The sequence below is a fragment of the Streptomyces barringtoniae genome, from assembly GCF_020819595.1.
GTDB classification, from domain to species: Bacteria; Actinomycetota; Actinomycetes; order Streptomycetales; family Streptomycetaceae; genus Streptomyces; species Streptomyces barringtoniae.
Genome location: NZ_JAJHNP010000004.1, coordinates 189,476 through 215,170, shown reverse-complemented (window position 1 = coordinate 215,170; position 25,695 = coordinate 189,476). Strand labels below are relative to the sequence as shown.

The window sequence follows — 25,695 nt, the reverse complement described above, 5'->3', positions numbered from 1 at the left end:
TCCGTCAGGGGCCGGGAGCGAGGTGTGACCACAGAGCGAGGTGCTAACTTAGGTAAACCTAACCATCTTGCTGGAGGTCGTGATGGCAGAGCGTCCGGTACGGAAGCCGCGCAAGACCCGCACCGCCCATGTGGTCCGCACCGAGCGGCTGACCCCGCACATGCAGCGGGTGGTGCTCGGCGGCGAGGGCCTGGCCGACTTCGCGGCGGACACCTGCACCGACCACTATGTGAAGCTGCTCTTCGGCCCCGAGGGCGTGACCTACCCGGAGCCCTTCGACCTGGAGCGGATCCGGGCGGAGTTCCCGCGGGAGCAGTGGCCGGTGACCCGGACCTACACCGTGCGCGCCTGGAATCCCGAACACCGCGAGCTGACCCTCGACTTCGTCGTCCACGGCGACGAGGGCCTGGCCGGGCCGTGGGCCGCCCGGGTGCGGCCGGGCGAGGCGGTGCGCTTCATGGGCCCCGGCGGCGCCTATGCCCCCGACCCCGCGGCCGACTGGCATCTGCTCGCCGGTGACGAGAGCGCGCTGCCCGCGATCGCGCGGTCCCTGGAGGCGCTGCCCGCCGGCGCCCGCGCCCATGCCTTCGTGGAGGTGTCCGGCCCGGAGGAGGAGCAGAAGATCGACTCCGATGTGGCGGTCGTCTGGCTGCACCGCGGCGACCGGCCGGTCGGCGAGGCGCTGCTGGAGGCCGTACGCGCCCTTGAGTTCCCCGAGGGCCGGGTGCACGCGTTCGTGCACGGCGAGGCGGGCTTCGTGAAGGAGCTGCGCCGGCTGCTGCGGGTCGACCTGAGCATCCCGCGCGAGGACCTGTCGATCTCCGGCTACTGGCGCCTGGGCCACAACGAGGACGGCTGGCAGGCCTCCAAGCGCGAGTGGAACGCCCGTATCGAGGCCGAGCAGGAGAGCGGCGCGGCGGCGGCCTGAGACCGGCCCGCGCTCACGTCTCGTTGATCTTGCCGAACGGGACGTGCACGCTCGGTGTGGTCCGCGACGTGCTCTGCAGATGTGTGACCTGGTCGTCGAAGAAGATGTGCGGTCTGAGCACCTTCATCACCGCGCCTTTCTCGATGCCTCCGAGGAAGAAGGCGCCGTTGACCGTCACACCCCACTGCTTCAGGCTCCGCACGGCCCTCTCGTGGGCCGGCGCGGCACGCGCGGTCACGATGGAGACGTGGACCCGGCTCGGGTAGTCCGGGTCGGTCCTGCGCCGTTCCTCCTCGCGCCGCTGTATCCGGTTCACACCGGCGAGGAAGTCCCGCAGCGGTCCCGGGTCGTGCGGGGTCGCCGCGTTGCGGGTCTCGTGCGCGCGGAACTCCTCCAGACCGCCGGACTGGTAGATCTGCTCGGCGGCATCGCCGGCGAGCACCCCGTCGAAGTCGAACGCGATCCGCAGCTCCGGGTCGTCCGGGTCGTCCGCGTACGACGATCCGAGCACATGCCCGGCGGGCAGGCCGGCCGCGACCGCCTCGCGTACGTCGTCGCCGTTCGCGGACAGGAACAGGGACATGTTCAGCGCGGTCATGAACGCGTACGGCGCCCTGCCCTGCATGAACACGGCCCGGCTGACCGGCAGTTCATGGGCCTCGATCGACCGCATGACCCGCAGGCCGGTGTCGGGGTCGTTGCGGGAGAGGATGATGACCTCGACGAGCGGATCGCCCGGCTCGCCGAGGTCGTTCAGCGACAGCAGCCTGCGGATGAACGCGAACGCGACGCCGGGCCGGAGCGTGTTGTCGACGTTCTGCTCCTGGTAGGCCCGGTAGGCCTCCTCGCCCTGCTCGCGGAAGACCGCGTCCGACTCCCGCAGGTCGAACAGGGCGCTGGAGGCGACACCGACGACGAGCCGGTTCGCGAGGTCGTAGGGCGGCATGTCCTACATCATCACACCGACCGCTGGTAGGAACGGAAGGTGCGGATCGACAGCCACACCGCCGCGACGGCGAGCCCGAGCAGCGCGCCGCCCCGGCTGAGGACCACGCCCCAGTCGGAACGCCCGGACATCGCGGAACGGCCCGCCACCATCGCCCAGTCGAGCGGATTGAAGTCGGCGATGTGCCGCATCCAGCCGGGCATCTGCGACAGTGCCATGAAGGCGCTGGAGAGGAAGGTCAGCGGCAGCAGCAGGAAGGTGTTGATGCCGCTGATCGACTCGCGTTCGCGCACGAGCATGCCGAGCGCGTTGGGACAGGGCGCCGAAGACCGTGCCGAGCAGGACGGCTGCCAGCACGAGAGTTCGAGACGGTGCAGACCGATCTCCTCGAACGCCCAGCGGGACAGCGTGGTGGTGGCCCGCACCGCGACGCCCCGGCCGCGCGCGCGTGCCACCGTCCAGTACGCGACCTCGGCGCAGCCGTCGTCGAGCAGGATCTGGCGCAGCGCGACGCGGCCCAGCAGTTCGTCGGTGTCCGCGTCCACGACGGCCCACTGGGCCTGGCACTCGTCCGTCCAGCAGCTCTGCCACTGCGCGATCCAGTCCGCGACCTCCTGCTCGGAGTCGGCGGACCTGATGTGCCACTGGTGCATCAGCGGATCCTGGAAGGCGGCGTACACCGCGGGCGCGTCCTTCGCCCGCCAGGGGCGCAGCAGCAGCCCGTCACCGCCGGGCAGGCTGGGCTGCGGGACTCGGGCGAGAGTGCCGGCCGGAACGACCGGGCTGTTGAGATAGGGCATGATCCACATCCTGCCCACCGCACGGCCGCCCGCCCACCGGTTTCCGCCTCGTACCCTTGACCCCGATGAGACGCCGTACACCACCCCCGCCTGCCCCGCTCCCCCAGCGCAACGGGGTCGACCCCGTGCGGGTGCGGCTGCCGTACGGCGGGACGTGGGCCACGGTGCGCGAGCATCTGGTGGAGCGGCTGACGGGGGCCGCGCCCGGCATGGTCGAGCAGATGCTCGACTCCGGGCTGATCGTCGGCGCCGACGGGCACGCGGTGGCGCCGGACGCGCCGTACGAGCCGGGGATGTTCGTGTGGTTCCATCGCGAGCTGCCCGCCGAGGTCCCGGTGCCGTTCCCGGTGGAGGTCGTCCACCGGGACGCGCACATCGTCGTCGCCGACAAGCCGCACTTCCTCGCCACGACCCCGCGAGGCAGCCATGTGACCGAGACCGCGCTGGCCCGGCTGCGGCGCGAGCTGGGCATCCCGACGCTGAGCGCCGCGCACCGCCTGGACCGGCTGACGGCGGGGCTGGTGCTGTTCATCGTGCGGCCCGAGGAGCGCGGGGCGTACCAGACGCTGTTCCGGGACCGGCGGGTGCGCAAGGAGTACGAGGCGATCGCGCCGTACGACCCCTCGCTCGCCCTGCCCCGGACCGTGCGCAGCCGGATCGTGAAGGAGCGCGGCGTGCAGGCGGCCCGGGAGGTCCAGGGCGAGTCGAACGCCGAGACGTACGTCGAGTCGGCCGGGCGGCGCGGCGGGCTCGCCCGGTACCGGCTCGTCCCGGCGACCGGGCAGACCCATCAGCTGCGGGTTCATCTCAGCGCGCTCGGCGTGCCCATCCTCGGCGACCCTCTGTATCCGGAGGTGACCGCCCCGGTGCCGGCCGGCGACTTCCGGCGCCCGCTGCAACTGCTTGCCCGCAGGCTGGAGTTCACCGATCCGGTCACCGGCGTGGAACACACGTTCGTCAGCGGACGCGTGCTCCAGGCCTGGGAGTCGTACGACGGCTGGGCGGGCCGGGGCTGAGCGCTCCGCCGGGTGAGCCGCGACGGGCCGTCCTCCGGGTGCGGTTACTCCCCGCGCCACCAGTTGAGCAACCGCCGCCAGACGCCCCGGCGGCGCGCCGCCGGCTGCGGAGCCGTGGGGTGGGGCTCGGGCGTGACCGGACGGGGGGTGGCGGGGCGGGGCTCGGCGACCGCGGGCCGGTCGGGGCCCGGGGTGCCGGGCTGCCAGGTGCGCTGCGGCGGCAGGGGCACGGGCCTCGGCAGGACGTTGACGTCCTGCTGCGGCTTGGGCTCGAAGCGCACGGGCAGTGACACCAGGTGCCGGGAGGCGATGGACGCACGCCAGCGCAACTCCTCCTCGGCACAGTCGAGTTGGATGTCAGACAGCCGGATCAGCAGCGCGTCCACGCCGACGTCGGCGATGGCGCGGCCGATGTCCTGGCCGGGGCACTCGTGCGGGCCGCCGCCGAAGGCGAGGTGGGAGCGGTTGCCCTGCATGCTCGCGGACAGGTCGGGGCGGATGCGCGGGTCGAGGTTGCCCGGCGCGGGCGCGAAGAGCAGGCCGTCGCCCTTGCGGATGCGCTGCCCGCCCAGCTCGGTGTCCTGCTTGGCGTAGTAGCCGAGGACGGTGCTGAACGGCGGCTCGTCCCACAGGGACTGCTCGATCGCCTCCGGCACGGTCATCTGGCCGCCGTTGAGCTGGGCGCGGAAACCCGGCTCGGTGAGGACCATGCGCAGCGCGTTGGCCAGGAGGTTCGCGGTGGCCTCGTAGGCCGCGAAGAGGACGAGCCGCAGGTGTTCGCGGACCTCGTCGTCGCTGAGCCCGGCCGGGTGGGTGATGAGGTGACTGGTGAAGTCCTCCTCGGGCCGGGCGCGGCGCCGGGTGGTGAGCCGGTTCAGCGCGTCCATGACGTAGGCATGGCTCTGGATGGCGGTCTCGGTGCCCTTCAGGGCGTCCCGGGCGGCCTGCACCATCCGGTCGTTGTACTCCTCGGGCATGCCGAGGATCTCGCACATGACGGCCATCGGCAGATGCTCGGCGAACTGGGAGACCAGGTCGGCCCGGCCGCGTTCGCAGAAGCTGTTGACCAGGCCCTGGGTGTGGCGGCCGATGTGGCGGCGCACGGTGCGGTGGTCGATGGTCCCCATGGCAGCGGTGACCGCCGCGCGCAGCCGCTGGTGCTCGTCGCCCTCGGCGTGCGAGCAGATCGGCTGCCAGGCGATGTGCGGCATCAGCGGGTGGTCGGGCTTGACCATGCCCTCCACCAGCGGGGTCCAGACCCGGCTGTCGCGGGTGTACACGGAGGGGCTGCGCACCAGTTGCTGGTTCTCGGCGTGCCCGAGGACCACCCACATCGGTACGTCGTCGTGCAGCAGCACGGGTGCCACGGGGCCGTGCTGGTCCCGCAGCCGCTCGTAGAGGCCGCCCAAGTCCTCCGCGTCGGGGCCGTAGAGCCTGTGCAGTCCGCCGGGGCCCGGTCGGTGCGCGGGGCAGCCCGGCGGCGGTCCGGCGTTGGGGTCTGTGTCGGTCAGGGAGGAGGGTTCAGACGTCACGGTGTCGCTCCGGAACGAAAGGGGAGGGGATCGGTCGGCGGGGGATCAGACGAGGGCGCGGGACAGGGCGATCGAGTGCAGGAAGCGCATCAGGGTCATCAGCACGTCCTTGCTGGAGGCCCGGCGGCGTACGTCGCAATCCATGATCGGGATCTCGGGGGTCAGGTCGAGTGCGGTGCGCAGTTCCTCGACGGGGTAACGGGGCGCGTCAGGGAAGGAGTTGATGGCGACGACGAAGGGCACGCCGCGCTCCTCCAGTCGGCCCATGACGTCGAAGCTGACCTCCAGGCGCCGGGTGTCGACGAGGACGACCGCGCCGAGCGCGCCCTCGAACAGCCCGTTCCACAGGAACCAGAAGCGTTCCTGGCCGGGGGTGCCGAAGAGGTAGAGCACCAGCTTCTCGGTGATGCTGATGCGGCCGAAGTCCATGGCCACGGTGGTGGCCGTCTTGGATTCGGAACCGTAGTTGTCGTCCACGCCGATGCCGGCCTGGGTCATGGTCTCCTCGGTGGTCAGCGGCCTGATGTCGCTGACGGAACCGACCATGGTGGTCTTGCCGACGCCGAAGCCGCCCACGATCACGATCTTCACCGCGGTCTCGGCCGTGTGCGGCAGATGATCCTCGGTGCGTGGTCCGGGGATGGTGTCAGAGCCGTTGAAGTCCATGCATCACCGCTTCGAGGAGTGAACGGTCGGGGAGCGCCCGGCGGACGATCGGGGCGCGCACCTGCACCAGTTCGGCCGTGATCAGCTCGGTGATCAGGACTGTCATCGCGCTGAACGGCAGGTTCAGATAGGCCGAGAGCTCGGCCACGGACAGGGGGTTGGCACAGAGCCGCAGGACCGCGGCCTGCTCCGGTGAGGCGGCCATCTGGGGCGCGTCGCGCGCCACGATTAACGTCACGAGGTCGAGTTCGGCGCGTGCGCCGTCCTCGGATCCGGCGACGGTGTAGAGCCGTTCGGGGTTCTTCGGCTCGGCCTCGCCGTCCGCCGGCTCGGGCGCCGGTGGCTGCGGCTGCGGCTGCGGAGGCGGCGGGGGCTTCGGCTCGCGCCGTTTGCGTCGTGGAGGAGTCATACGCTCTGCCCGTTCCGCCGGGGCGGACTGGTGAGATGGGCGCCGATCCGGACGACGAGGTCGCGCATCATGCCGCTCATCCGGCCCGGCTCGCAGGTGACGTCGGCGAGTACGGCGAGGAAGGCGTTGTCGCCGGCGTTCATCAGGTAGAAGTAGCCGCCGTCGATCTCGAAGACGACGACCTGCATGTCGCCGGCGCCGGGGAGTTCCTTGATGATGGCGCCGGCCAGGCTCTGCACGCCCGCGCAGGCGGCGGCCACGCGGTCGGCGGCGTCGGGATCGCCGCCGTAGCGGGCGATGCGCAGTCCGTCCGCGGAGAGGACCACGATCATCTCGATGCCCGGCACGCCGTCGTTGAGCTGCTTGAGCATCCAGTCGATGTTGCCTCGCTGCTGGATCACTTTCGGTCCCCCTCGTCGTCGGCCTCGGTGGTGCCCTCGACGGGCTCGTCCGCGTAGTCGTTGAGCAAGTGCACGTACTTTTCCGGGTGCCTCGTGAAGTCGGTCAGTTCCGGCCCGGTGGCGCCCTCGGGCATGCCCTTGCGCAGGCCGTTCCAGAAGTCCTCGATCCCCTGGCCGATCGGCCGCTCCATGAGCTTCTTGCGCTGGGGGTCCATCTCGGGCTGCCGTTCGGGCTTGGGCTGCGACCAGACGGTGGGCCTGCCCTCGCGTTCGGCCTGCTCGACCTCGGCCTGCTCGGCGAAGCGCTGGCTGATCGGGGTCTTCATCCGGCTGCGGCGCTGCGGCAGACCGCCCGCCGTCCACTCGGTGACCACCGGGACGTCGTCCTCCATGGAGATCCCGGCCGGGATCTTGGGGCTGGTGGGGCGGCGCCGCTTCGGCGGGCGCTTGGGGCCCTCGACCGCGCCGAGCGCGGGGATCGGCGTGCCGGTGGCGCCGATGCCGTGAGCGGCGCCGACACCGGGCTCGGTGGTCGTCATCACGCGCGGGACGATGAGGATCGCGCGGCAACCGCCGTAGGCGGAGGCCCGCAGCGAGACCTCCATGTCGAACATCTTGCACAGGCGGCCGACCACGGCGAGGCCGAGGCGCGGGTTCTCGCCCAGGTTGTGGGCGTCGTCGAGGTTCTTGGCGTCCTCGATCATCTTCTCGATGCGGGCGCGGGACTCCTCGCTGAGGCTGACGCCGGCGTCCTCGATCTCGATGGCGATGCCGGTCTGCACCTCGGTGGCGGTGACGTGCACCTTGGCCGTGGGGGGCGAGTAGCGGGTGGCGTTGTCGAAGAGCTCGGCGGCGGCGTGGATGACCGGCTCGACGGAGGTGCCCTTGATGTTGATGTTGACGATGGAGTTCAGCTGGATGCGGCGGTACTCCAGGATGCGCGACATGGCACCGCGCAGCGTGCTGTAGAGGGAGACCGGCAGCGGCCACTGGCGGCCGGGGCGGCCGCCACCGAGGACGGAGATGGTGTCGGCGAGCCGGCCGATCAGCGAGGTGCCGTGGTCGATACGCAGCAGGTCGTCGAAGACCTCGGGGTTGCGGCCGTGGTCCTCCTCCATCTCCCGCAGTTCGTTGGACTGCTGGTGGACGATGGCCTGGACGCGACGGGCGATGCTCACGAAGGAGCGCTCGGTGGCGTCGCGCATGTTGATCTCACGGTCGGCGCCGCGCATCGCGGCGCGGAACATCTCCCGGTAGGAGTCGGGCAGGCTGCGCAGTTCGGGGTCGACGTCGTAGCCGTTGACCATCACGTCGCGCAGCGGTTCTCCGGCCCGCAGCCGCAGATGGCCGTGGGGGATGATGTCGCTCGCGAAGCGCCCGACCAGATCGTCGTGGGCGGCGAGCCGGTGCTCCAGATACGCGCTGTGACGGGCGTGCTCGGCCTGTTCCTCGCGGAGCCTGCGGCCGCGGCGGGCGGCCTCCCCGCCGGTGGCGAGGATCAGCAGCAGGGCCACGGCCCCGACCGCGCCGACGGCGATCCGGGCCGACGCCGGCCCCAGGGCGACGGCCGCGCCGGTCGCGGCGGCCATCAGTATGGCCGGCGGCAACAGGACGCGCGCGTAGGGACGTTCACGGCCACCGGGAGGCTTCTGAACACTCACCATGGATGCCTTCTGAGACGAGTCGGCTGGGTGTCGGGGGAGCTTTTGCGGGGAAGGTTCATGGAACTGTCGGGATTTATCGCATGTTTGGGAACAGACGCACGAATTCAGCTCAACTCGGTGCGCCGCGGGCGAGCTTAGTCCGACCGGATCATCGCCGTGTCATATTCGGCAAGCACCTGAAATAGCCCGTACCCCAGGAGTACGCTCGACTCCATTTGCACGCTCGGCACATATTCGAACACGTTCGGTCACGGTGTACGGGCGTGCGAAAGTGACTCACCGTGATAAGCGAATGGGGGCCCGAAAGGGCCCCCATGGTCATCCGCTCCGGCGAACCGGAGATCACCCGACCGACGAGTAGGCGACAACCCCCCGCAGCAGCTGTTCCACAGCCTTGCGCGCGGCCTTGGCCACGGTCGAGCCCTCCACGGGAGCCGCCGCGGAGATCTGGCCGAGAACGTCGATGACCTGCTTGCACCACCGCACGAAGTCCCCCGCGGGCATCTCCGCCTCGCGCAGCACCTCGTCGAGCCCCTTGCCCGAGGCCCACATGTACGCGGCCCAGGCGAAGCCGAGATCCGGTTCCCGCTGGCCCACGCCCTCGGTCTGGTTGATCCGGAACTCCTCCTCCAGACTGTCCAGCCGGCCCCAGATCCGGACCATCTCGCCGAGCGCGGCCTTCGCCTTGCCCGAGGGCAGCTTGGGCGCCATCGCGTCGTCGCCGACCCGTGCCTCGTACACCAGCGCCGAGACGCAGGCGGCGAGTTCGGCGGGGCCGAGGCCCTCCCAGACCCGCTCGCGCAGGCATTCGCTGGCCAGGAGGTCCAGTTCGCCGTACAGCCGGGCCAGGCGCTTGCCGTGCTCGGTGACCTCGTTGCCGCGCAGGTAGTCCAGCTCGGTCAGCAGGGCCACGATCCGGTCGAAGGTCCGCGCGATGGTGTTCGTGCGGCCCTCGATGCGGCGCTCCAGCTGCGAGGTGTCACGCAGCAGCCGGTGGTACCGCTCGGCCCAACGGGCGTGGTCCTCACGGTCGTTGCAGCCATGGCAGGGGTGCGCGCGGATCGCGGTCCGCAGGCGGGCGATCTCACGGTCGTCGGCTGCCTCTGCGCGCTTCTTGCGGGCCCGCTCCGGCGGGATGTGCCCGGCCTTGGTGCGCAGCGCGGAGGCGAGGTCCCTGCGGGACTGCGGCGAGCGCGGATTGAACGACTTCGGGATCCGCATCCGGTCCAGCGGCTCGACCGGCACCGGGAAGTCCATCGCCGCCAGCCGCTTGACCTGACGCTCGGCGGTCAGCACCAGCGGGCGCGGACCGTCGACGTGGTCGAAGCCGCGGTGGCCGTTGGAACGCCCTGCGGGCAGACCGGGGTCCAGCACCAGGGCCAGGCCGGCGTACTTGCCCGTGGGGACGTGGATGACGTCGCCCGGCTTGAGCCTCTCCAGCGCCACGGCCGCCTCGGCCCGCCGCTGGTTCGCCCCCTGCCGGGCCAGCTCGGTCTCCCGGTCCTTCAGCTCGCGGCGCAGGCGCGCGTACTCCTCGAAGTCGCCGAGGTGGCAGGTCATGGAGGCCTTGTAGCCGGCCAGACCCTCCTCGTTGCGCTGCACCTGGCGGGAGATCCCGACGACCGACTTGTCGGCCTGGAACTGCGCGAAGGAGGTCTCCAGCAGCTCACGGCTGCGGTGCCGCCCGAACTGCTCGACCAGGTTGACCGCCATGTTGTACGACGGCTTGAAGCTGGAGCGCAGCGGATAGGTGCGGGTGCCCGCGAGGCCGGCGAGGTGCTCGGGGCTCATGCCGCGCTGCCACAGCACGACCGCGTGGCCCTCGATGTCGATGCCCCGGCGGCCGGCGCGGCCGGTGAGCTGGGTGTACTCGCCCGGCGTGATGTCGGCGTGCTGCTCGCCGTTCCACTTGACGAGCTTCTCCAGCACCACCGAGCGGGCGGGCATGTTGATGCCGAGCGCGAGGGTCTCGGTGGCGAACACCGCCTTGACCAGGCCGCGTACGAACAGCTCCTCGACGACCTCCTTGAAGGTCGGCAGCATGCCCGCGTGGTGGGCGGCGATGCCGCGCTCCAGGCCCTCGAGCCACTCGTAGTACCCGAGGACGTGCAGATCCTCCGTCGCGATGTGCGCGGTGCGCTCCTCGACCAGCGCGCGGACCTGTTCCCGGGCCTCCTCGTCGTTCAGCCGCAGGCCCGCGTACAGGCACTGCTGGACGGCGGCCTCGCAGGCGGCGCGGCTGAAGATGAACGTGATGGCCGGCAGGAGGCCCTCGGAGTCCAGGCGCTCGATGACCTCGGGCCGGCCCGGCGTCCACACCCGCGAGCGCTGTCTGCGCTCCCGCTCCCGGTCGGCCTCGCGCATCGCGCGGCCGCGTCTGCGGTCCTGGTACGACGGCCGGCTCGCCTCCATCCGGGCGAGGCGGACCAGGTCGGGGTTGACGGCCTTCTTGTGGCCCTCGCCCTCCTCGAACAGGTCGTACATCCTCCGCCCGGCGAGGACGTGCTGGAACAGCGGCACGGGCCGGTGCTCCGCGACGATCACCTCGGTGTCGCCACGGACGGTGTCCAGCCAGTCCCCGAACTCCTCGGCGTTGGACACGGTCGCGGACAGTGACACCAGGGTCACCGACTCGGGGAGGTGGATGATCACTTCCTCCCAGACGGCGCCGCGGAAGCGGTCCGAGAGGTAGTGCACCTCGTCCATGACCACATAGCCGAGGCCGAGGAGGGTCTGGGAGCCGGCGTAGAGCATGTTCCGCAGGACCTCGGTGGTCATCACGACCACCGGGGCGTCGGAGTTCACGCTGTTGTCGCCGGTGAGCAGGCCGACCTTGCCGGTGCCGTAGCGTCGGCACAGGTCGGCGTACTTCTGGTTCGACAGCGCCTTGATGGGCGTCGTGTAGAAGCACTTCTTGCCCTGCGTGAGGGCGAGGTGGACGGCGAACTCGCCCACGATCGTCTTGCCCGAGCCGGTGGGGGCGGCCACCAGTACGCCCTTGCCCGCCTCGAGTGCCTCGCAGGCCTCGATCTGGAAGGGGTCGAGGCCGAAGTCGTACATCTCGCGGAAGGACGCGAGCGTGGTGGCCTGCTCGGCTGCCCGCCTGCGGGCTGCCGCGTACCGCTCGGCCGGAGAGAGGTCCTCTGTCATCGTGCTTTCGAGCGTACCGGGCCGCACTGACAACAGGACGATCATTATCCGGAACATGGGCCGGCCCGCGAACACGGATGCCCCCGCCCATCAGGGCGGGGGCATCCGGTGTGGTGCGGTCGGGCGCGAGGCTCAAGTCACGTCGTCGTAGCCGTTGACCCGCTCCGGGCCGCTCTGCTCGGGCAGGGCCCGGTTGGCCGCGACGGGCTCGATCTCGCCGATCGCCTCGGGGGTGAGGTCCAGGTCGGAGGCCTCGTCGTCGGCGGGGCCCGCCTCCTCGCGGCGGCGCTTGCGCTTGTCGTTCGCCAGGGAGAACAGCACCGCGCCGAAGTACAGCACCCAGATCGGTCCGGCGAGGGCCAGCATGGACAGCGGATCGGTGCTGGGCGTGGCCACGGCCGCGAAGACCGTGATGCCGAGGATCATGCCGCGCCACCAGCCGAGCATGCGCTGGCCGCTCAGTATCCCGGTGAGATTGAGCATGATCAGCAACAGCGGCAGCTCGAAGGAGAGACCGAAGACGATCACCATGCGGGTGACCAGCTGCAGCAGGTCGTCCAGCGGCAGCAGATTCTTGATGTTGCCGTTCGGCGTGAAGTCGATCAGCACCTTCGCGGTGGTGGGCAGCACCTCGTACGCGAAGAAGGCACCGGCGAAGAACAGCGGGGCCCCGGTGAAGACGAAGGCGTAGGCGTACTTCTTCTCGTGCCGGTGCAGGCCCGGCGCGACGAACGCCCACAGCTGGTACAGCCAGATCGGCGAGGCGGCCACGACGCCCGCCATCAGCGAAACCTGGAGGGCCAGCGTGAACGGGGCGAGGAGCCCGTTGATCGTGATCTCCGCACACTGGTGTCCGCCCTTGGACTTCGCCAGCTGTTCGAAGGTCTGTGCGCAACCGACCGAGTCGAGGATCGGCTTGGTCAGGAAGTTGATGATGTCGTTGTAGAAGAAGGCTGCGACGATCGTCACGACGACGATGGCCAGCAGCGCCTTCGCGAGCCGGTTGCGGAGCTCACGAAGATGATCCGCAAGGGGCATCCGCCCCTCGGGATCCTTCTCCTTCTTGCGGGCAGACTTGAGCAACCCACGTCCTCATCTCGTGCGGGAGGCCGGGGATATCCGGCCCTGCGTCAGCGCTGGGTGGTGTCCGTCGGCTCGTTGACCGGCCGCGAGCTGGACACGTCGCCGGGGGCCGCCTGGATGGTGCGCTGCGCCGGAGGCTGCTCGTCGGAGGCCGGCGCCTGGGCGGAGGCGTTGGACTCCTCCTTCATCGCCTTGGCCTCGCTCTTGAGGATGCGCGCGGACTTGCCGAGCGAGCGGGCCATGTCCGGAAGCTTCTTCGCGCCGAACAGCAGGACGATGACGACGAGGATGAGAATGATCTCGGGGGCTCCGAGCCTTCCGAACATAAGTCTTTACCTTCTCACCGAGGCGGCTGGGGTGGGGTGCCGTCCGACCAGTCGGACATGTGTCCGATGGTCGCGCTGGCAGCGATCGTAACGCTCAGGGGTAAACGTGAGGCAATCCCCGTGCGTACGCCCGGTCCACGATGCGGGCCTCGTTCTCCGCACCACGACAAGCAGCGTACCTGTCCAGCTGGGCAGCATGACAGGGCGAAGTGACACAAAGCGCTTGCCCCGCAGGACTCACCGGCATCACCCGGAGGAGCTCACAGCGCATCCACGGCACGGGCCGCACGGGCCGCCGAACGCTCCAGGTCCTCCGCCGCCCTGTTGATACGGCGCGCCGAGTCCGCGACCTGCTGTCCGAGACGCCGCGCCTCCAGGAAGACCCGGACGGCGAGCACCCCCAGCACCGCGAGACCCAGGAAACCCAACGCTACCGCGCACATCGGCCAGAACATGACGTCGAGACTAGACGGTGGTGTGCAGCCGCAGCGTGCGCACCCCGCCGCCGGTGAGCAGCTCGACGATGCGCTCCCCGGCGGGCTTGCGCACGGCGGCCCCGCACTCGGGGCAGGTGAAGGAGTAGAACGTCGTCCGGCTGGTGGCGCCGATGGCGAGGCGCAGCGCGCTCGCGGCGAGCTCGAAGCGGCCCCGGCAGTCCGGGCAGCCCGCCTTGAACACCACGGGGACCGCTCTCCTCATCCCTGCGAAGGCGGCCGCCACCGTCATCTCACCCGCACGCTCGCTCACAGCCCTCGCTCCTTCTCCTGGTCGTCCGCCAAGGCGCCGCCGGAAGTGCCACCGTCCTCCGTCGCGCGTCTGCGGTGCCGTCGTGGCTGGTCGCTCCCCCGAGCTCTCGGCTTCGCTCGAACCGTGGGGACCCGCATCGCGGCGCAGCCGCATGTCGAACACAGCCCTGCGCCCCTTCGGGGCGCTGCCTCACCGCGACGCCGTGTCGTACGCCGCCAGCGCCTCCGCCGCCGCTCTGCGGGCGCTGTCGGCCAGCTCCGGCGGGGACACGATCCGGCCGTCGGCGCCGAGCCGCAGTGCCAGCCGGCGCAGGGAGGCCGGATCCGGGGTGCGCAGAGTGATACGCAGCCCGCCGTCGGGAAGCTCATCGGCGCTGTCGTGCGGGTAGTACTCGGCCACCCAGCGGCCGCCCGGGCCGACCTCGACCACGACCTCCGGGTCCTCGGCCGCGGGCTGCACCAGGGCCTCGGAGAGGTCGCGCAGCTCCATCTCGGGCGGCGCGGACGGCTCGTCCAGTATCCGGATCTCCGCGACCCGGTCGAGCCGGAAGGTGCGCCGGGCCTCGGAGCGCCGGCACCATGCCTCGACATAGGTGTGCCCGACGCTGACCAGGCGGATCGGGTCGATCTCGCGCTCGGTGACCTCGTCACGGGCCGGGGAGTAGTAGCGGATCCACAGCCGGCGGCGCTCGGAGATCGCCCGGTCGACGTCGGCGAAGACCCCGCCCTCGGACTCGAAGGTCACCGACAGCCGCGCGCTGGCCCCGGCGGCCTCACCGGCGGCGGCCTCCACCTTCGCGGTGGCCCGCAGCAGGGCCTGACGGTCGCCCTCGCGCAGGCCCGGCAGGGTCGAGACGGCCCGGGCCGCCACCAGCAGCGCGGTGGCCTCGTCGGCGGCCAGTCTGAGCGGCTCCGCCGCCTCCTCGCCCAGCGCGGCCGGGTTGTGCCACCAGATCCGCTCACCGTCGGTGTCGATGTCCAGCAGATCGCCGCCGCGGAAGCTCGTGCCGCACATCGGCAGCAGATCGAGGTCGGCGACCAGCTCGTCCTCGGTGATGCCGAAGGCACGCGCGACGTCCGCGATCCGGGCGCCGGGGCGCTCCCTGAGGTAGGTCACCAGGGACAGCATCCGCCGGGTCTGGTCGATGGCGTTCACGGGCCTGACCGGTTTGCCTGCCACAGTCCTGCTCCCCCCTCAGCCCTTGGCCACGGCACGCAGCCGGTCCACCACGTCCGCGCGCAGCTCGGCCGGCTCCAGGACCACCACGTCCGGCCCGAACTCCACCAGCCAGGCGTCCAGTCCGTGCCCGTACGGAATCTCCAACTCGTCCCAGCCGTCGCCGAGTTCCCGCACCCGGGCGGCCTTCGCCCGAAGGGGGTAACCGGCCCCGGAACGCAGCCGGATCAGCGCCGTACCGTCGGCGATCTCGCCCGCCCAGCTCGCCACGGTCTCGCGCACGGTGACGACGTCGGGCACGGCTGCGGTGAAGCCCGTACCGCGCGAGCGGACCCGGCCGGTGATCCGGGAGAGCCGGAAGACGCGTTCGGCGCCCCGGTCCCGGTCGAAACCGGCCAGGTACCAGTGCCCGCGCCAGCACTCCAGCGCCCACGGCTCCACATGCCGGGGCTCGGGGCGGGCGGCGGAGGCCTTGCGGTAGTCGAAGACGACCGGGCGGCGGTCCCGGCAGGCCAGCATCAGCGGCTCGAACGCGGCCTCGTGCACCGGGATCCGGGGCTCCAGGGCGCCGTGCGCCTCGTAGGGGTCGACGTCCTCGGGCAGACCAGCGGCGCGCAGCTTCTGCAGAGCACCGCTGGCCGCGCCGGCCAGTCGGGCCTGCTGCCACACCTTCGCGGCCAGACCGAGCGCCGCGGCCTCCTCGGCGTCCAGGGTGATGGGCGGCAGCCGGTTGCTGTCGCGGCGGGCGAGATAGCCGACCTCGCCGTCCAGGTTCTCCACCGTCTCGATGACCAGGCCCAGCTCACGCAGGTCGTCCTTGTCCCGCTCGAACATCCGGTTGAAGGAGTCGTCGGAGCCCGCCTCCAGGTAGGCCTCGATGCTCTCCCGCAGCTCGCGCTTGCTGAGCGGCCGCCGTGTGCCGAGCAGACACAGCGCCAGGTTCATCAGCCGCTCGGCCTTGGCAATGGCCATCGACGCCCTTCGCCTTTCCTATGGTGCTTCCGACCGATGACCGTACCGCTCCTCACGGCGGTGGCAAAAGCCGAGGGCCCATGCCCGAGCAGGCATGGGCCCCAGGTGATCGGAACCGGTCGGACACGACCGGTCGATCAGGTGTGGATCACGTGTGGATCACAACGGGACCGGGCGGGGATCAGACGCCCAGCAGGTCCACCACGAAGATCAGCGTCTCGCCCGGCTTGATCGCCGGGGTCGGGCTCTGGTTGCCGTAGGCGAGGTGGGCGGGGATGGTCAGCTGGCGACGGCCGCCGACCTTCATGCCCTGCACACCCCGGTCCCAGCCCGCGATGACCCGGCCCGCACCCAGCGGGAAGCGGAACGGAGTGCCACGGTTCCAGCTGGCGTCGAACTCCTCGCCGGTGCTGAAGGCGACACCCACATAGTGGACGGTGACGGTCTGACCCGCCTGCGCCACCGGCCCGTCGCCCTCCCAGATGTCCTTGATCTCGAGGTCCGCCGGGGGCTCGCCACCAGGGAAGTCGATCTCGGGCTTCTCGATGCTCACGTCAAAAGCTCCTGCTTGTGTACGACACGAAACGTGGACAGTCTTTCATCTCGGCAGCCCCAACGCCCGCCATGGACACCAGCTTCCCCACCGGCCACGGACACCACCGGCTACATCGCCGCGAGGATGTCCACCGTGTAGACGAGCGTGGAGTCCTTCTTGACGACGCCGCCGGGCGGAGGGGTGGCGTAGCCCAGCTCCGGCGGTACGACGACGAGCACGCGGCTGCCCACCTTCTTGCCGGTCAGCCCCTGCGCCAGGCCCGGGACCACCTGCTGGATCTGCGACAGCGGGAACTGGCTCAGCCGCCCCGAACCGTACGTCCGCTCGAAGGTCTTGCCGCCCTCCCAGACCAGCCCCTGGAACTGGCACAGGACCGTCTGGTCCGCCTTGAGCTCGGGGCCGTCGCCCTCCAGGACGTAGGTGGACACGAGCTTCTTCGGCGGGTGCGGCTGCCTGATGGTGACCTTGGGAACCGTGCCGTCGGTGTTCGTGGCGACCTCCGGCAGCGCCGTGTCGCTCTGCGGGACCGGCTTGCCGTGGGAGGAGCTCTTGGAGTTGAAGACGTCGATCAGGTCGACGACGAAGACCATCGTGTCGGTGCCCTTGATGCCCGCCTGCGGTTCGCCCGACTTGCCGTAGCCCCAGGTGGGCGGCACCGCCATCAAGACACGGCTGCCGGTCTTCCTGCCCGCCAGCCCGTACCGCCAGCCGTCGATGCTGCTGCCCTGGGCGAGTTGGATGACCAGCGGGATCTTGCGGTCGTAGGAGTTGTCGAAGACCTTGCCCGTGTCCCAGATCTGACCCAGATAGTTCGCCTGGACGAAGTCGTTCTCCGCGACCGTACGACCACCGCCCGCGATCACCGTCTTCACCGCCAGGTTCTTCGACGGCTCGCCCGGCCCCTTGGCCACGGTCGGCTTCTCACCGAACTTCGTGCCCGCCGTGATCGCCGGCAGCGGAGCGTCCACGATCTTCGGCGGAGGCACCGTCGACACCGACGGCGACGGCGAGACACCGGCCTTGCTGGAGCCGGACTTGCCGTCACCGCACGCGGCCAGTGTGACCAGCCCTGCGGGAACGGCGGCGAGGAGAAGTGAACGTCGGCGCACGGGAGAGCCTCGTAATCAATCGATCTTGCGGATGGCGTGCGCGCAACTCTACGACGCGAGAAGGGCGCCGTACGGTAAACGTACGACGCCCGTGTGGCGTTCCGGCATTTCACACCCGAAACGCTTGACTCACCCGCTTTCGCCTACATACCGGCGATCAGCTTCTCCACCCGGTCGTCCACCGAACGGAACGGGTCCTTGCACAACACAGTGCGCTGCGCCTGGTCGTTGAGCTTCAGATGCACCCAGTCGACCGTGAAGTCCCTGCGCTGTTCCTGTGCCCGCCGGATGAAGTCACCGCGCAGCCGCGCCCGAGTGGTCTGCGGCGGAACCGACTTGCCCTCGAAGATCTTCAAGTCGTTGCAGACCCGGGCCGCCTGGCCCTTCTTCTCCAGCAGGTAGTACAGGCCACGACGACGATGAATGTCGTGGTAGGCGAGGTCTATCTGGGCGACCCGCGGATGCGACATCGTCATGTTGTTCTTGGCCCGATAGCGCTCGATGAGCTTGTACTTCATCACCCAGTCGATCTCGGTGGCGATCCGGTCCAGCTCCTCGCTCTCGATCGCGTCGAGGGTGCGGCCCCACAGCTCCAGGACCTGCGCGACCGTGCCGGTACGGATCCCCCGGCGGTCACAGAAGTCCACGGCCTTGTCGAAGTACTCCCGCTGCACCTCCAGCGCCGAGGCCTCCCGGCCGCTGGCCAGCCGCACCTTGCGCCGGCCCGTGATGTCGTGGCTGACCTCACGGATCGCCCGGATCGGGTTCTCCAGCGTCAGGTCACGCATCACCGTGCCCGCCTCGATCATGCGCAGCACCAGGTCCGTCGCGCCGACCTTCAGCAGCATCGTCGTCTCGGACATGTTCGAGTCACCGACGATGACATGCAGCCGGCGGTAGCGCTCGGCGTCCGCGTGCGGCTCGTCACGCGTGTTGATGATGGGCCTCGAACGGGTCGTCGCCGAGGACACACCCTCCCAGATGTGCTCCGCACGCTGACTCACGCAGTACACGGCACCACGCGGCGTCTGCAGCACCTTCCCCGCACCGCACAGCAACTGCCGCGTCACCAGGAACGGGATGAGGATGTCCGCGAGCCGCGAGAACTCCCCGTGCCGGGCCACCAGATAGTTCTCATGGCAGCCGTACGAGTTGCCCGCGGAGTCCGTGTTGTTCTTGAACAGGTAGACGTCGCCCGCGATTCCCTCCTCGTGCAGGCGTCGCTCCGCGTCCACCAGGAGTCCTTCGAGAATGCGCTCGCCGGCCTTGTCGTGGGTGACCAGTTCGATCACGTTGTCACATTCGGGGGTCGCGTATTCCGGATGTGAGCCCACGTCGAGATAGAGCCGGGCGCCGTTTCGCAGAAAGACATTGCTGCTGCGGCCCCATGACACGACACGGCGGAAGAGGTACCGCGCCACCTCGTCAGGAGACAGGCGGCGCTGTCCCCTGAACGTGCACGTGACGCCGTACTCGTTCTCCAGCCCGAAAATGCGGCGGTCCATGACTGAACATTACGCCCGATCCCCCGAGCTGAAACGGGGTTCGGCAGCACGATTTGGATCATTTTCCGATGAAGACGCAACGACCCCGCCCCGCGCGGGAGCTGCGAGGACCCGCCCCATGGCGAGCAGCACCAGCAACGACACGGCCCCCGCCGCCCCCGGAACCGCGAACCCCCACACCGTGCCACCGGCCTGGACCACGGGCCCCGCCACACCCGTTCCCACCGAGGCACCCACGGTGAACGTCGTCACAAGCCAGGAGAAGGCCTCGGTGACCGTCCCGCTCGGCGCATGCCGGTCCACGATGATGAACGCACAGGCGATACACGGCGCGAGGAACACCCCGGAGAGCACCGACAGCAGCACCATGGCCGGCGCACCCGGCGTCAGCATCAAAGGCAGGTAACACACCGCCAGAAGGGCCACGAGCCCACTCAGTCGCCGCTCCGGCGAACCGCCCCACCGACGGGCCCCGTACACCGTGCCACCCACCAGCGCACCCAGGCCCAGCCCCGCCATCATCCAGCCGTACACCGCGTCACCGCCATGACCGTCGGCGTACGACACCGACGCGACCGTGATCGAGCCCAGCGCGATCCCCACGAACAGGAAGGCACCGAGCAGCACGAGCAGACCCGGCGAGCGCAGCGCGCCGAGCCAGTGCGCCTCACGCGGCGCCGAGCGCCACGCGCGCGAGGGCGGCGACATGGCCACGGAGAGCGCACCCAGCACCCCCAGCAGGTTCAGCACCAGCAGGGCGGCGCGCTCGTCCCACAGCGACACGCACAACGTCACCAGCAGCGGCCCCACCGTGAACATGATCTCCTGCGCGATCGCGTCCATCGCGTACGCCGTGTGCACCTGTTCCTCGCGCCCCAGCACCGACGGCCACAGCGCGCGCAGGCCCCCCTCCAGCGGCGGCGTGAACAGCCCGGCCGCCGCCACGGCCGCATACGCCAGCGGCAGCGGATCGGTGCCGGAGAACGCGAAGACCGCCATCGACAGGGCCGCCAGCACCGCCGCCGGCAGCTGTACACGCGGCTGGCCGTGCAGATCCACGAGCCGGCCCAGCACCGGCTGGCCCACGGCGTTGGCGACGCCGTAGACCGCGGCGAGGGCACCCGCGAGGCTGTACGTCCCGCCCTCGGCACGGACGAACAGCACCAGGGCGATCGCGGCCGTCGCGTTCGGCAGCCGCCCCACCAGCGTGCCGGTGAGCAGCCGCAGCGCATGCCGCGCCCGGAGTATCTCCAGATATCCCGTGGCCATGTGCCGCCCTCCAGCCCCACGTTTTACGTATAACGTCCGTCGTCATACGTACCATGTGCGCTGTTCCAACGTCCAGGCGAACGACCAGAAGAACAGGGGCAGCCCACCGTGGCACGCAGCAGCACGCGCCCGACCAGCCGGGACGTCGCCCAGGCAGCCGGGGTCTCCCAGGCCGCCGTCTCCCTCGTACTCGGCGACAAATGGCGCGGCCGAGTCTCCGCAGCCACCGCCGAACGAGTCCGCGACGCCGCACGCGAACTCGGCTACCGCCCCAACCTCGCCGCCCGAAACCTCCGCCTCGGCCACACTCGCACCGTCCTGCTGGTCGTACCGGCCCTGACGACGGAGTTCTTCGCCGGCGTCTACACCGGCGCCGCACGCGTCGCCGCCGAAAACGGCTTCGGCGTCGTCCTCTACCCCTCCCCCGAAGGCATCGGCCCCGCCCGCGACCCCTTCGCCTCCGCCCAGGCCGCCCTCGACGGCGTCATCGCCTCCTCCATGGCCGCCGACGCCCTCACCGCCATCCGCGGCGACCAACTCCCCCTCGTCATGCTCGACAGCGACCCCGACGGCAGCCTCGGCGCCGCCACCGTCAACCTCGACATCGCCGACGGCTTCCGCCAGGTCACCGACCACCTGCTCACCCTCGGCCACCGCCGCATCCTCCACCTGGCCGCCGACGTCCCCTCCTGGACCTTCGAGGTACGCGCGCGTGAACTCGCGACACGCATGGCCGCCGTACCGGGGACGCACGTGCGCACCACCCGGGCCCCCATCTCCATCGAAGGCGCCCTGACCGCAACCGAGAGCGCACTCACCGCCCCCGGACCCCGGCCCACCGCCGTCGTCTGCGACGACGACAAACTCGCAGCCGGCGCCTACAAAGCCCTGCGCCGCCTCGGCCTGCGCGTACCCGACGACGTCTCCGTCACGGGCGTCGACGACCTCGGCCTCGCCACCGCCATCGACCCCGAACTCACCACCGTACGACTGGACGCCGAGCTCTTCGGCGAACGCGGCATGCAAGCCCTCCTCGCCGTCCTGGAAGGCCGGCAACCCGAGAGCGGGGACATCCCGGTCCGCCTCGTCGTACGCGGCTCCACGGCCCCACCACGCGCCGCCCAGGCCCCACGCTGACCAACGCGAACGCCGTGTGCCCCGGCCAGGAGAACGGCCGGGGCACACGGGAGCAGGCAAACAGGGCGGCGGATCACTCCTCCTCGGAGCCGTCCTCCTCCTCCGAGCTCTCCGCCTCGGTGGTTGCGCCGTCCGCCGCCAGCAGACGCGACAGCTGACGACCGACGATGCGCTTGAACTTGCGCTTCTGCGGACGCGTACGATCCAGCACCGCCACCTCCAGCCGCTCCGCGGGAATCTCCCGCTCGCTGCCGTTGGTGTCACGGGACAAGGCCTGCACCGCCAGCTTCAAAGCCTCCGCCAGCGACATGCCGTCACGGTGACGCTGGTCCAGGAAACTGCTGATCTGCTCGGCGTTGCCGCCCACCGCGACCGAACCGTGCTCGTCCACGATCGACCCGTCATGCGGCAGCCGATAGATCTGGTCGCCCTCCGGGGTCTCCCCCACCTCGGCCACGACCAGCTCCACCTCGTACGGCTTCTCCGCGGCCGACGAGAAGATCGTGCCGAGCGTCTGGGCGTACACGTTCGCCAGACCACGGGCGGTCACATCATCACGGTCATAGGTGTAACCACGCAGGTCGGCGTAACGAACACCACCGATGCGCAGGTTCTCGTACTCGTTGTACTTACCGGCGGCCGCGAAACCGATCCGGTCATAGATCTCGCTGAACTTGTGCAGCGCACGGGACGGGTTCTCACCGACGAACACAATGCCGTCGGCATACTGCAGCACGACCAGGCTGCGGCCACGGGCGATGCCCTTCCGGGCGTACTCCGCCCGGTCGGCCATGGCCTGCTGAGGGGAGACATAGAACGGCGTCGACACCGGTTATCCGTCCCTTTCTGTCATGGTCACTGGATCACCTTGATAAGAACCGGGGCCCGCACTCAGAGCAGGGCGGCCTTCGGGCCGTCCGGCTCCTCCAGGCGCTTCTGCAGCACCGCACGAGCGATCCCGGAGGACTCCTCCTCCGTCACCCGGCGGAAACCGTCCTCGGTGATCACGGTGATGATCGGGTAGATCCGGCGGGCGACATCGGGACCACCGGTCGCCGAGTCGTCGTCAGCCGCGTCATAGAGAGCCTGCACCACCAGCGTGGTCGCCTGCTCCTCCGTCAGGTCGTCGCGGAACAACTTCTTCATCGCACCACGCGCGAAGATCGAGCCGGAACCCGTCGCCGCGAAGTTGTGTTCCTCGCTGCGGCCACCCGTGACGTCGTAGGAGAAGATCCGCCCCTTCTCCCGGTCCAGGTCATACCCCGCGAACAGCGGCACGACCGCCAGCCCCTGCATCGCCATGCCCAGATTCGACCGGATCATCGTCGACAACCGGTTCGCCTTGCCCTCCAGCGACAGCTGCGCACCCTCGACCTTCTCGAAGTGCTCCAGCTCCAGCTGGAAGAGCTTGACCATCTCCACGGCGAGACCGGCGGTGCCGGCGATACCGACAGCCGAGTACTCGTCCGCCGGGAACACCTTCTCGATGTCCCGCTGAGCGATGATGTTGCCCATGGTGGCCCGACGGTCACCGGCCAGCACCACGCCGCCCGGGAAGGTCACGGCCACGATGGTGGTGCCGTGGGGTGCCTCGATCACACCCTGCGTGGGCGGCAGCTGCCGGTTGCCGGGCAGCATCTCGGGCTGGTGCTCGGACAGGAAGTCCATGAAGGAGGAGGACCCAGGCGTCAGGAAGGCAGCTGGTAGACGCCCGGTGCCACGAGTATTGGCTTCCACAAGTTTCCTTCCAGGTAAGCAACGGCACGACGGCCAACGTCAGGGTCGTCTCGCAACTTGCCGATGGCCGAATTGCAGTTGAAGCACAGTACGCCACGGACCCTACCCGTCTTGTGGCAGTGATCCACATGCACCGGCGGGGCATCTGGACAGATCGCACACAGGCCCCGCTGGGAGGCGATCATCGCGTCCCGCTCGGCTTCGGTGAGGTTGTAGTCGCACTTGAGATGGTGCTGCCGACCCTTCACTGCCTTGCACGCCTCGCAGAGAGTCGCCAGGCCGTCCGAGGCGCTGCTGTTCCGAGTCCACTCGCTGTGCGGCTTGATCTCGCCACAGGTACGGCAGTACTTGTGACCAGGGGGCACATTCACTCCTGGACGAACGTTGCGCCCCTTGGCCACCTGACGCTGCTGGTGGTACGCCGACGCGCACTCCCGGCAAGAGACCTGCAGCCCGTCACGCATCGCCTTGTTCCGCGCGAACGCTGCCCGCGGTTTGTGCTGCTTGCACCGCGAGCAGCGCTTCACACCTTCTTCGCTTCCCAAGCCAGCCCCCCTCGCCACCTTCAATTCGAAGGCTACTGGCCGCCTTTTTGAACGAAGCTTCGAACGAAGTCCTCTGCGTTCTCCTCGAGCACGTCATCGATTTCGTCCAGGACGGAGTCCACGTCGTCGCTCAGTTTCTCGTGCCGCTCCTTGAGGTCCTCCGAAGCCTGCGCGTCCTGCGCCTGCTCCTCGACCTCTTCGGTCGCGCGCGTGGCCTTCTGCTGGCCGCCGCCGGTGTCCTTGGTTGCCATAACCCTCACCCCGCTCAGTTCGCCTGCCGATCGGTGATGATCAGACCCTACAAGCCGGGTCCGACATCGGCCCCGCAGTTTCTCCAACGTACGGGGGCCATCTCGATGATTCCCGGGCGGCAGGATTTCCACCCTGCCGCCCGAGCCGCACCGAGTACCCCCCTGGCCCGCTCAGCCGCCTGACAGGACCCTGACCAGGTCTTCTGCGGTGCGGCAGCGGTCCAGCAGCTCCTTGACGTGATTTCGCGTTCCGCGTAGCGGTTCCAGGGTTGGAACGCGCTGCAACGAGTCCCGGCCGGGGAGGTCGAAGATGACCGAGTCCCAGGAGGCGGCGGCGACGTCGTCGGCGTACTGCTCCAGGCAGCGGCCGCGGAAGTACGCCCGGGTGTCCTCCGGCGGCTTGGTGCGGGCCCTGTCGACCTCGGCCTCGTCCAGGAGCCGCTTCATGCGGCCGCGGGCGACGAGGCGGTTGTAGAGGCCTTTCTCGGCTCGCACGTCGGCGTACTGGAGGTCGACGAGGTGGAGGCGGGCGGCGTCCCAGTCGAGGCCGTCACGGCGGCGGTAGCCCTCCATCAGTTCGCGTTTGGCGACCCAGTCGAGTTCGCCGGCGAGGCTCATGGGGTCGTTCTCGAGCCGCGTGAGGGTGTCTTCCCAGCGGGTCAGGACGTCCTTGGTCTGGTCGTCGGCGTCGGCGCCGTAGCGCTCCTCCACGTACTTGCGGGACAGCTCGTAGTACTCCATCTGGAGCTGTACGGCGGTCAGGGTGCGGCCGCTGCGGAGCGTGATCAGGCGCTTCAGGGAGGGGTCGTGGGAGACCTGGTGGAGCGTCCTTACCGGCTGGTCGACGGCGAGGTCCACCGCGATGAAGCTGTCCTCGATCATGGACAGGACCAGGGAGGTCGTGCCCAGTTTGAGGTAGGTGGAGATCTCGGAGAGGTTGGCGTCGCCGATGATCACGTGGAGGCGGCGGTATTTCTCCGCGTCGGCGTGGGGTTCGTCGCGCGTGTTGATGATGGGGCGCTTGAGGGTGGTTTCGAGGCCGACCTCGACTTCGAAGTAGTCGGCGCGCTGGCTGATCTGGAAGCCGTGTTCGTGGCCGTCCTGGCCGATGCCGACGCGGCCGGCGCCGGAGAAGACCTGGCGGGAGACGAAGAAGGGGGTGAGGTGGCGCACGATGTCCGAGAAGGGGGTTTCCCGCTTCATCAGGTAGTTCTCGTGTGTGCCGTAGCTGGCGCCCTTGTTGTCGGTGTTGTTCTTGTAGAGGTGGATGGGCTGGGCGCCGGGGAGCTGGGCTGCTCGTTCGGCGGCTTCGGCCATGATGCGTTCGCCGGCCTTGTCCCAGAGGACGGCGTCGCGGGGGTTGGTGACCTCGGGGGCGCTGTATTCGGGGTGGGCGTGGTCGACGTAGAGTCGCGCACCGTTGGTGAGGATGACGTTGGCGAGGCCGATGTCCTCGTCGGTGAGCTGGCTGGCGTCGGCGGCCTCCCGGGCGAGGTCGAAGCCTCGCGCGTCCCGTAGCGGGTTTTCTTCCTCGAAGTCCCAGCGGGCCCGGCGGGCCCGGTGCATCGCCGCCGCGTAGGCGTTGACGATCTGGGACGAGGTGAGCATGGCATTGGCGTTGGGGTGGCCGGGGACGGAGATTCCGTACTCCGTCTCGATGCCCATTACTCGCCGTACGGTCATGCGGCCCTCCTTGCCCGGCGGCACCCTCGGTCGTGGGCGCCGCTCACGTACCGCTGGCGCTCCGGTGCGTGTGCGGTGCCCGTCCCC

The 25,695-nt window shown here is 69.8% G+C and carries 25 protein-coding genes and 2 pseudogenes; 3 read left to right on the top strand and 24 right to left on the bottom strand.

Annotation, left to right across the window (positions count from 1 at the left end; genetic code table 11):
• The first annotated feature begins 82 nt into the window (after positions 1-82).
• Positions 83-928: a siderophore-interacting protein gene (locus tag LMU33_RS08095; protein ID WP_228618693.1), complete on the top strand. Its 846-nt coding sequence runs from the start codon at positions 83-85 to the stop codon at positions 926-928.
• Between the two features lie 13 nt (positions 929-941).
• Here the strand turns inward: LMU33_RS08095 and LMU33_RS08090 are convergent, their stop codons facing one another.
• From LMU33_RS08090 to LMU33_RS08080, 3 genes and pseudogenes are all read right to left on the bottom strand, one after another.
• A complete protein-coding gene (locus tag LMU33_RS08090; protein ID WP_228618691.1) occupies positions 942-1,874 on the bottom strand; it encodes a 5'-nucleotidase in 933 nt (310 codons plus the stop codon).
• A gap of 11 nt (positions 1,875-1,885) precedes the next feature.
• Positions 1,886-2,237, bottom strand: a pseudogene (locus tag LMU33_RS08085) (ABC transporter permease); the annotation flags it as partial.
• A pseudogene (locus LMU33_RS08080) lies at positions 2,234-2,674 on the bottom strand (GNAT family N-acetyltransferase); the annotation flags it as partial. The pseudogenes LMU33_RS08080 and LMU33_RS08085, both read right to left, overlap by 4 nt.
• 65 nt (positions 2,675-2,739) lie before the next feature.
• Here LMU33_RS08080 and LMU33_RS08075 point away from each other — a divergent pair.
• The gene (locus LMU33_RS08075; protein WP_228618689.1) at positions 2,740-3,690 is read left to right on the top strand and encodes an RluA family pseudouridine synthase; all 951 of its coding nucleotides are present in this window, start codon (positions 2,740-2,742) and stop codon (positions 3,688-3,690) included.
• Positions 3,691-3,734: 44 nt separating this feature from the next.
• Here the strand turns inward: LMU33_RS08075 and LMU33_RS08070 are convergent, their stop codons facing one another.
• From LMU33_RS08070 to LMU33_RS07995, 16 genes are all read right to left on the bottom strand, one after another.
• The gene (locus LMU33_RS08070; protein ID WP_228618688.1) at positions 3,735-5,222 is read right to left on the bottom strand and encodes a cytochrome P450; all 1,488 of its coding nucleotides are present in this window, start codon (positions 5,220-5,222) and stop codon (positions 3,735-3,737) included.
• A 45-nt stretch (positions 5,223-5,267) separates the two neighbouring features.
• Positions 5,268-5,888 (bottom strand): GTP-binding protein, encoded by a 621-nt coding sequence (locus LMU33_RS08065; protein WP_228618686.1) that lies wholly within the window; start codon positions 5,886-5,888, stop codon positions 5,268-5,270.
• On the bottom strand, positions 5,869-6,297 hold the full coding sequence (locus LMU33_RS08060) for a DUF742 domain-containing protein (protein WP_228618684.1): 429 nt from the start codon (positions 6,295-6,297) through the stop codon (positions 5,869-5,871). The genes LMU33_RS08065 and LMU33_RS08060 overlap by 20 nt, the downstream gene beginning before the upstream one ends.
• Positions 6,294-6,698 (bottom strand): roadblock/LC7 domain-containing protein, encoded by a 405-nt coding sequence (locus LMU33_RS08055; protein ID WP_228618682.1) that lies wholly within the window; start codon positions 6,696-6,698, stop codon positions 6,294-6,296. The genes LMU33_RS08060 and LMU33_RS08055 overlap by 4 nt, the downstream gene beginning before the upstream one ends.
• Positions 6,695-8,362 carry an ATP-binding protein gene (locus tag LMU33_RS08050; RefSeq protein WP_228618680.1) on the bottom strand — a complete coding sequence of 556 codons (1,668 nt, stop codon included), beginning with the start codon at positions 8,360-8,362 and terminating at the stop codon, positions 6,695-6,697. Before LMU33_RS08050 ends, LMU33_RS08055 begins: the two co-directional genes overlap by 4 nt.
• 342 nt (positions 8,363-8,704) lie before the next feature.
• Positions 8,705-11,557 (bottom strand): DEAD/DEAH box helicase, encoded by a 2,853-nt coding sequence (locus tag LMU33_RS08045; protein WP_228619076.1) that lies wholly within the window; start codon positions 11,555-11,557, stop codon positions 8,705-8,707.
• An 87-nt stretch (positions 11,558-11,644) separates the two neighbouring features.
• On the bottom strand, positions 11,645-12,595 hold the full coding sequence (gene tatC / locus LMU33_RS08040) for a twin-arginine translocase subunit TatC (protein ID WP_228618679.1): 951 nt from the start codon (positions 12,593-12,595) through the stop codon (positions 11,645-11,647).
• Positions 12,596-12,642: 47 nt separating this feature from the next.
• Positions 12,643-12,921, bottom strand: a complete 279-nt coding sequence (gene tatA / locus LMU33_RS08035; RefSeq protein ID WP_228618677.1) for a Sec-independent protein translocase subunit TatA — start codon at positions 12,919-12,921, stop codon at positions 12,643-12,645.
• Between the two features lie 260 nt (positions 12,922-13,181).
• Positions 13,182-13,376: a hypothetical protein gene (locus LMU33_RS08030; RefSeq protein WP_228618675.1), complete on the bottom strand. Its 195-nt coding sequence runs from the start codon at positions 13,374-13,376 to the stop codon at positions 13,182-13,184.
• A gap of 10 nt (positions 13,377-13,386) precedes the next feature.
• Positions 13,387-13,647: a hypothetical protein gene (locus tag LMU33_RS08025; RefSeq protein ID WP_228619074.1), complete on the bottom strand. Its 261-nt coding sequence runs from the start codon at positions 13,645-13,647 to the stop codon at positions 13,387-13,389.
• A gap of 210 nt (positions 13,648-13,857) precedes the next feature.
• Complete coding sequence (locus tag LMU33_RS08020; protein WP_228618674.1) at positions 13,858-14,847, bottom strand: helix-turn-helix transcriptional regulator; 990 nt, start codon at positions 14,845-14,847, stop codon at positions 13,858-13,860.
• A 15-nt stretch (positions 14,848-14,862) separates the two neighbouring features.
• Positions 14,863-15,816 carry a helix-turn-helix transcriptional regulator gene (locus tag LMU33_RS08015; protein WP_228618672.1) on the bottom strand — a complete coding sequence of 318 codons (954 nt, stop codon included), beginning with the start codon at positions 15,814-15,816 and terminating at the stop codon, positions 14,863-14,865.
• 181 nt (positions 15,817-15,997) lie between these two features.
• Positions 15,998-16,369 carry an FKBP-type peptidyl-prolyl cis-trans isomerase gene (locus tag LMU33_RS08010; RefSeq protein ID WP_228618670.1) on the bottom strand — a complete coding sequence of 124 codons (372 nt, stop codon included), beginning with the start codon at positions 16,367-16,369 and terminating at the stop codon, positions 15,998-16,000.
• 110 nt (positions 16,370-16,479) lie between these two features.
• Positions 16,480-17,481, bottom strand: a complete 1,002-nt coding sequence (locus tag LMU33_RS08005) for an FKBP-type peptidyl-prolyl cis-trans isomerase (protein ID WP_228618668.1) — start codon at positions 17,479-17,481, stop codon at positions 16,480-16,482.
• A 143-nt stretch (positions 17,482-17,624) separates the two neighbouring features.
• Complete coding sequence (gene pafA, locus LMU33_RS08000; RefSeq protein WP_228618667.1) at positions 17,625-18,986, bottom strand: Pup--protein ligase; 1,362 nt, start codon at positions 18,984-18,986, stop codon at positions 17,625-17,627.
• A gap of 9 nt (positions 18,987-18,995) precedes the next feature.
• Positions 18,996-20,255 (bottom strand): MFS transporter, encoded by a 1,260-nt coding sequence (locus LMU33_RS07995; protein WP_228618666.1) that lies wholly within the window; start codon positions 20,253-20,255, stop codon positions 18,996-18,998.
• A gap of 108 nt (positions 20,256-20,363) precedes the next feature.
• Here LMU33_RS07995 and LMU33_RS07990 point away from each other — a divergent pair, with 108 nt between their 5' ends.
• A complete protein-coding gene (locus LMU33_RS07990; protein ID WP_228618664.1) occupies positions 20,364-21,392 on the top strand; it encodes a LacI family DNA-binding transcriptional regulator in 1,029 nt (342 codons plus the stop codon).
• Between the two features lie 73 nt (positions 21,393-21,465).
• Here LMU33_RS07990 and prcA read toward each other — a convergent pair whose 3' ends face one another.
• The 5 genes from prcA to dop all read right to left on the bottom strand — a co-directional run bounded on the left by prcA (position 21,466) and on the right by dop (position 25,608).
• Positions 21,466-22,221 carry a proteasome subunit alpha gene (prcA, locus tag LMU33_RS07985; RefSeq protein ID WP_228618663.1) on the bottom strand — a complete coding sequence of 252 codons (756 nt, stop codon included), beginning with the start codon at positions 22,219-22,221 and terminating at the stop codon, positions 21,466-21,468.
• A gap of 62 nt (positions 22,222-22,283) precedes the next feature.
• The gene (prcB, locus tag LMU33_RS07980) at positions 22,284-23,129 is read right to left on the bottom strand and encodes a proteasome subunit beta (protein WP_228618661.1); all 846 of its coding nucleotides are present in this window, start codon (positions 23,127-23,129) and stop codon (positions 22,284-22,286) included.
• Complete coding sequence (locus tag LMU33_RS41630) at positions 23,081-23,314, bottom strand: endonuclease VII domain-containing protein (protein ID WP_308280764.1); 234 nt, start codon at positions 23,312-23,314, stop codon at positions 23,081-23,083. The genes prcB and LMU33_RS41630 overlap by 49 nt, the downstream gene beginning before the upstream one ends.
• A gap of 392 nt (positions 23,315-23,706) precedes the next feature.
• Entirely contained in the window at positions 23,707-23,925 is a 219-nt protein-coding gene (locus tag LMU33_RS07970) for a ubiquitin-like protein Pup (RefSeq protein ID WP_023551933.1), read from the bottom strand.
• Between the two features lie 171 nt (positions 23,926-24,096).
• A complete protein-coding gene (dop, locus tag LMU33_RS07965) occupies positions 24,097-25,608 on the bottom strand; it encodes a depupylase/deamidase Dop (RefSeq protein WP_372477900.1) in 1,512 nt (503 codons plus the stop codon).
• Between the last annotated feature and the right edge of the window lie 87 nt (positions 25,609-25,695).

Coding starts and splice junctions, on each gene's coding strand:
- LMU33_RS08075 (WP_228618689.1), top strand. CDS start 2,740: ATGAGACGCCGTACACCACCCCCGCCTGCCCCGCTCCCCCAGCGCAAC.
- dop (WP_372477900.1), bottom strand. CDS start 25,608: ATGACCGTACGGCGAGTAATGGGCATCGAGACGGAGTACGGAATCTCC.
- LMU33_RS08030 (WP_228618675.1), bottom strand. CDS start 13,376: ATGTTCTGGCCGATGTGCGCGGTAGCGTTGGGTTTCCTGGGTCTCGCG.
- LMU33_RS08025 (WP_228619074.1), bottom strand. CDS start 13,647: ATGACGGTGGCGGCCGCCTTCGCAGGGATGAGGAGAGCGGTCCCCGTG.
- LMU33_RS08015 (WP_228618672.1), bottom strand. CDS start 15,816: ATGGCCATTGCCAAGGCCGAGCGGCTGATGAACCTGGCGCTGTGTCTG.
- LMU33_RS08090 (WP_228618691.1), bottom strand. CDS start 1,874: ATGCCGCCCTACGACCTCGCGAACCGGCTCGTCGTCGGTGTCGCCTCC.
- LMU33_RS08095 (WP_228618693.1), top strand. CDS start 83: ATGGCAGAGCGTCCGGTACGGAAGCCGCGCAAGACCCGCACCGCCCAT.
- LMU33_RS07995 (WP_228618666.1), bottom strand. CDS start 20,255: ATGGCCACGGGATATCTGGAGATACTCCGGGCGCGGCATGCGCTGCGG.
- LMU33_RS41630 (WP_308280764.1), bottom strand. CDS start 23,314: ATGATCGCCTCCCAGCGGGGCCTGTGTGCGATCTGTCCAGATGCCCCG.
- LMU33_RS07970 (WP_023551933.1), bottom strand. CDS start 23,925: ATGGCAACCAAGGACACCGGCGGCGGCCAGCAGAAGGCCACGCGCGCG.
- LMU33_RS08065 (WP_228618686.1), bottom strand. CDS start 5,888: ATGGACTTCAACGGCTCTGACACCATCCCCGGACCACGCACCGAGGAT.
- LMU33_RS08060 (WP_228618684.1), bottom strand. CDS start 6,297: ATGACTCCTCCACGACGCAAACGGCGCGAGCCGAAGCCCCCGCCGCCT.
- pafA (WP_228618667.1), bottom strand. CDS start 18,986: ATGGACCGCCGCATTTTCGGGCTGGAGAACGAGTACGGCGTCACGTGC.
- LMU33_RS08045 (WP_228619076.1), bottom strand. CDS start 11,557: ATGATCGTCCTGTTGTCAGTGCGGCCCGGTACGCTCGAAAGCACGATG.
- tatA (WP_228618677.1), bottom strand. CDS start 12,921: ATGTTCGGAAGGCTCGGAGCCCCCGAGATCATTCTCATCCTCGTCGTC.
- LMU33_RS08050 (WP_228618680.1), bottom strand. CDS start 8,362: ATGGTGAGTGTTCAGAAGCCTCCCGGTGGCCGTGAACGTCCCTACGCG.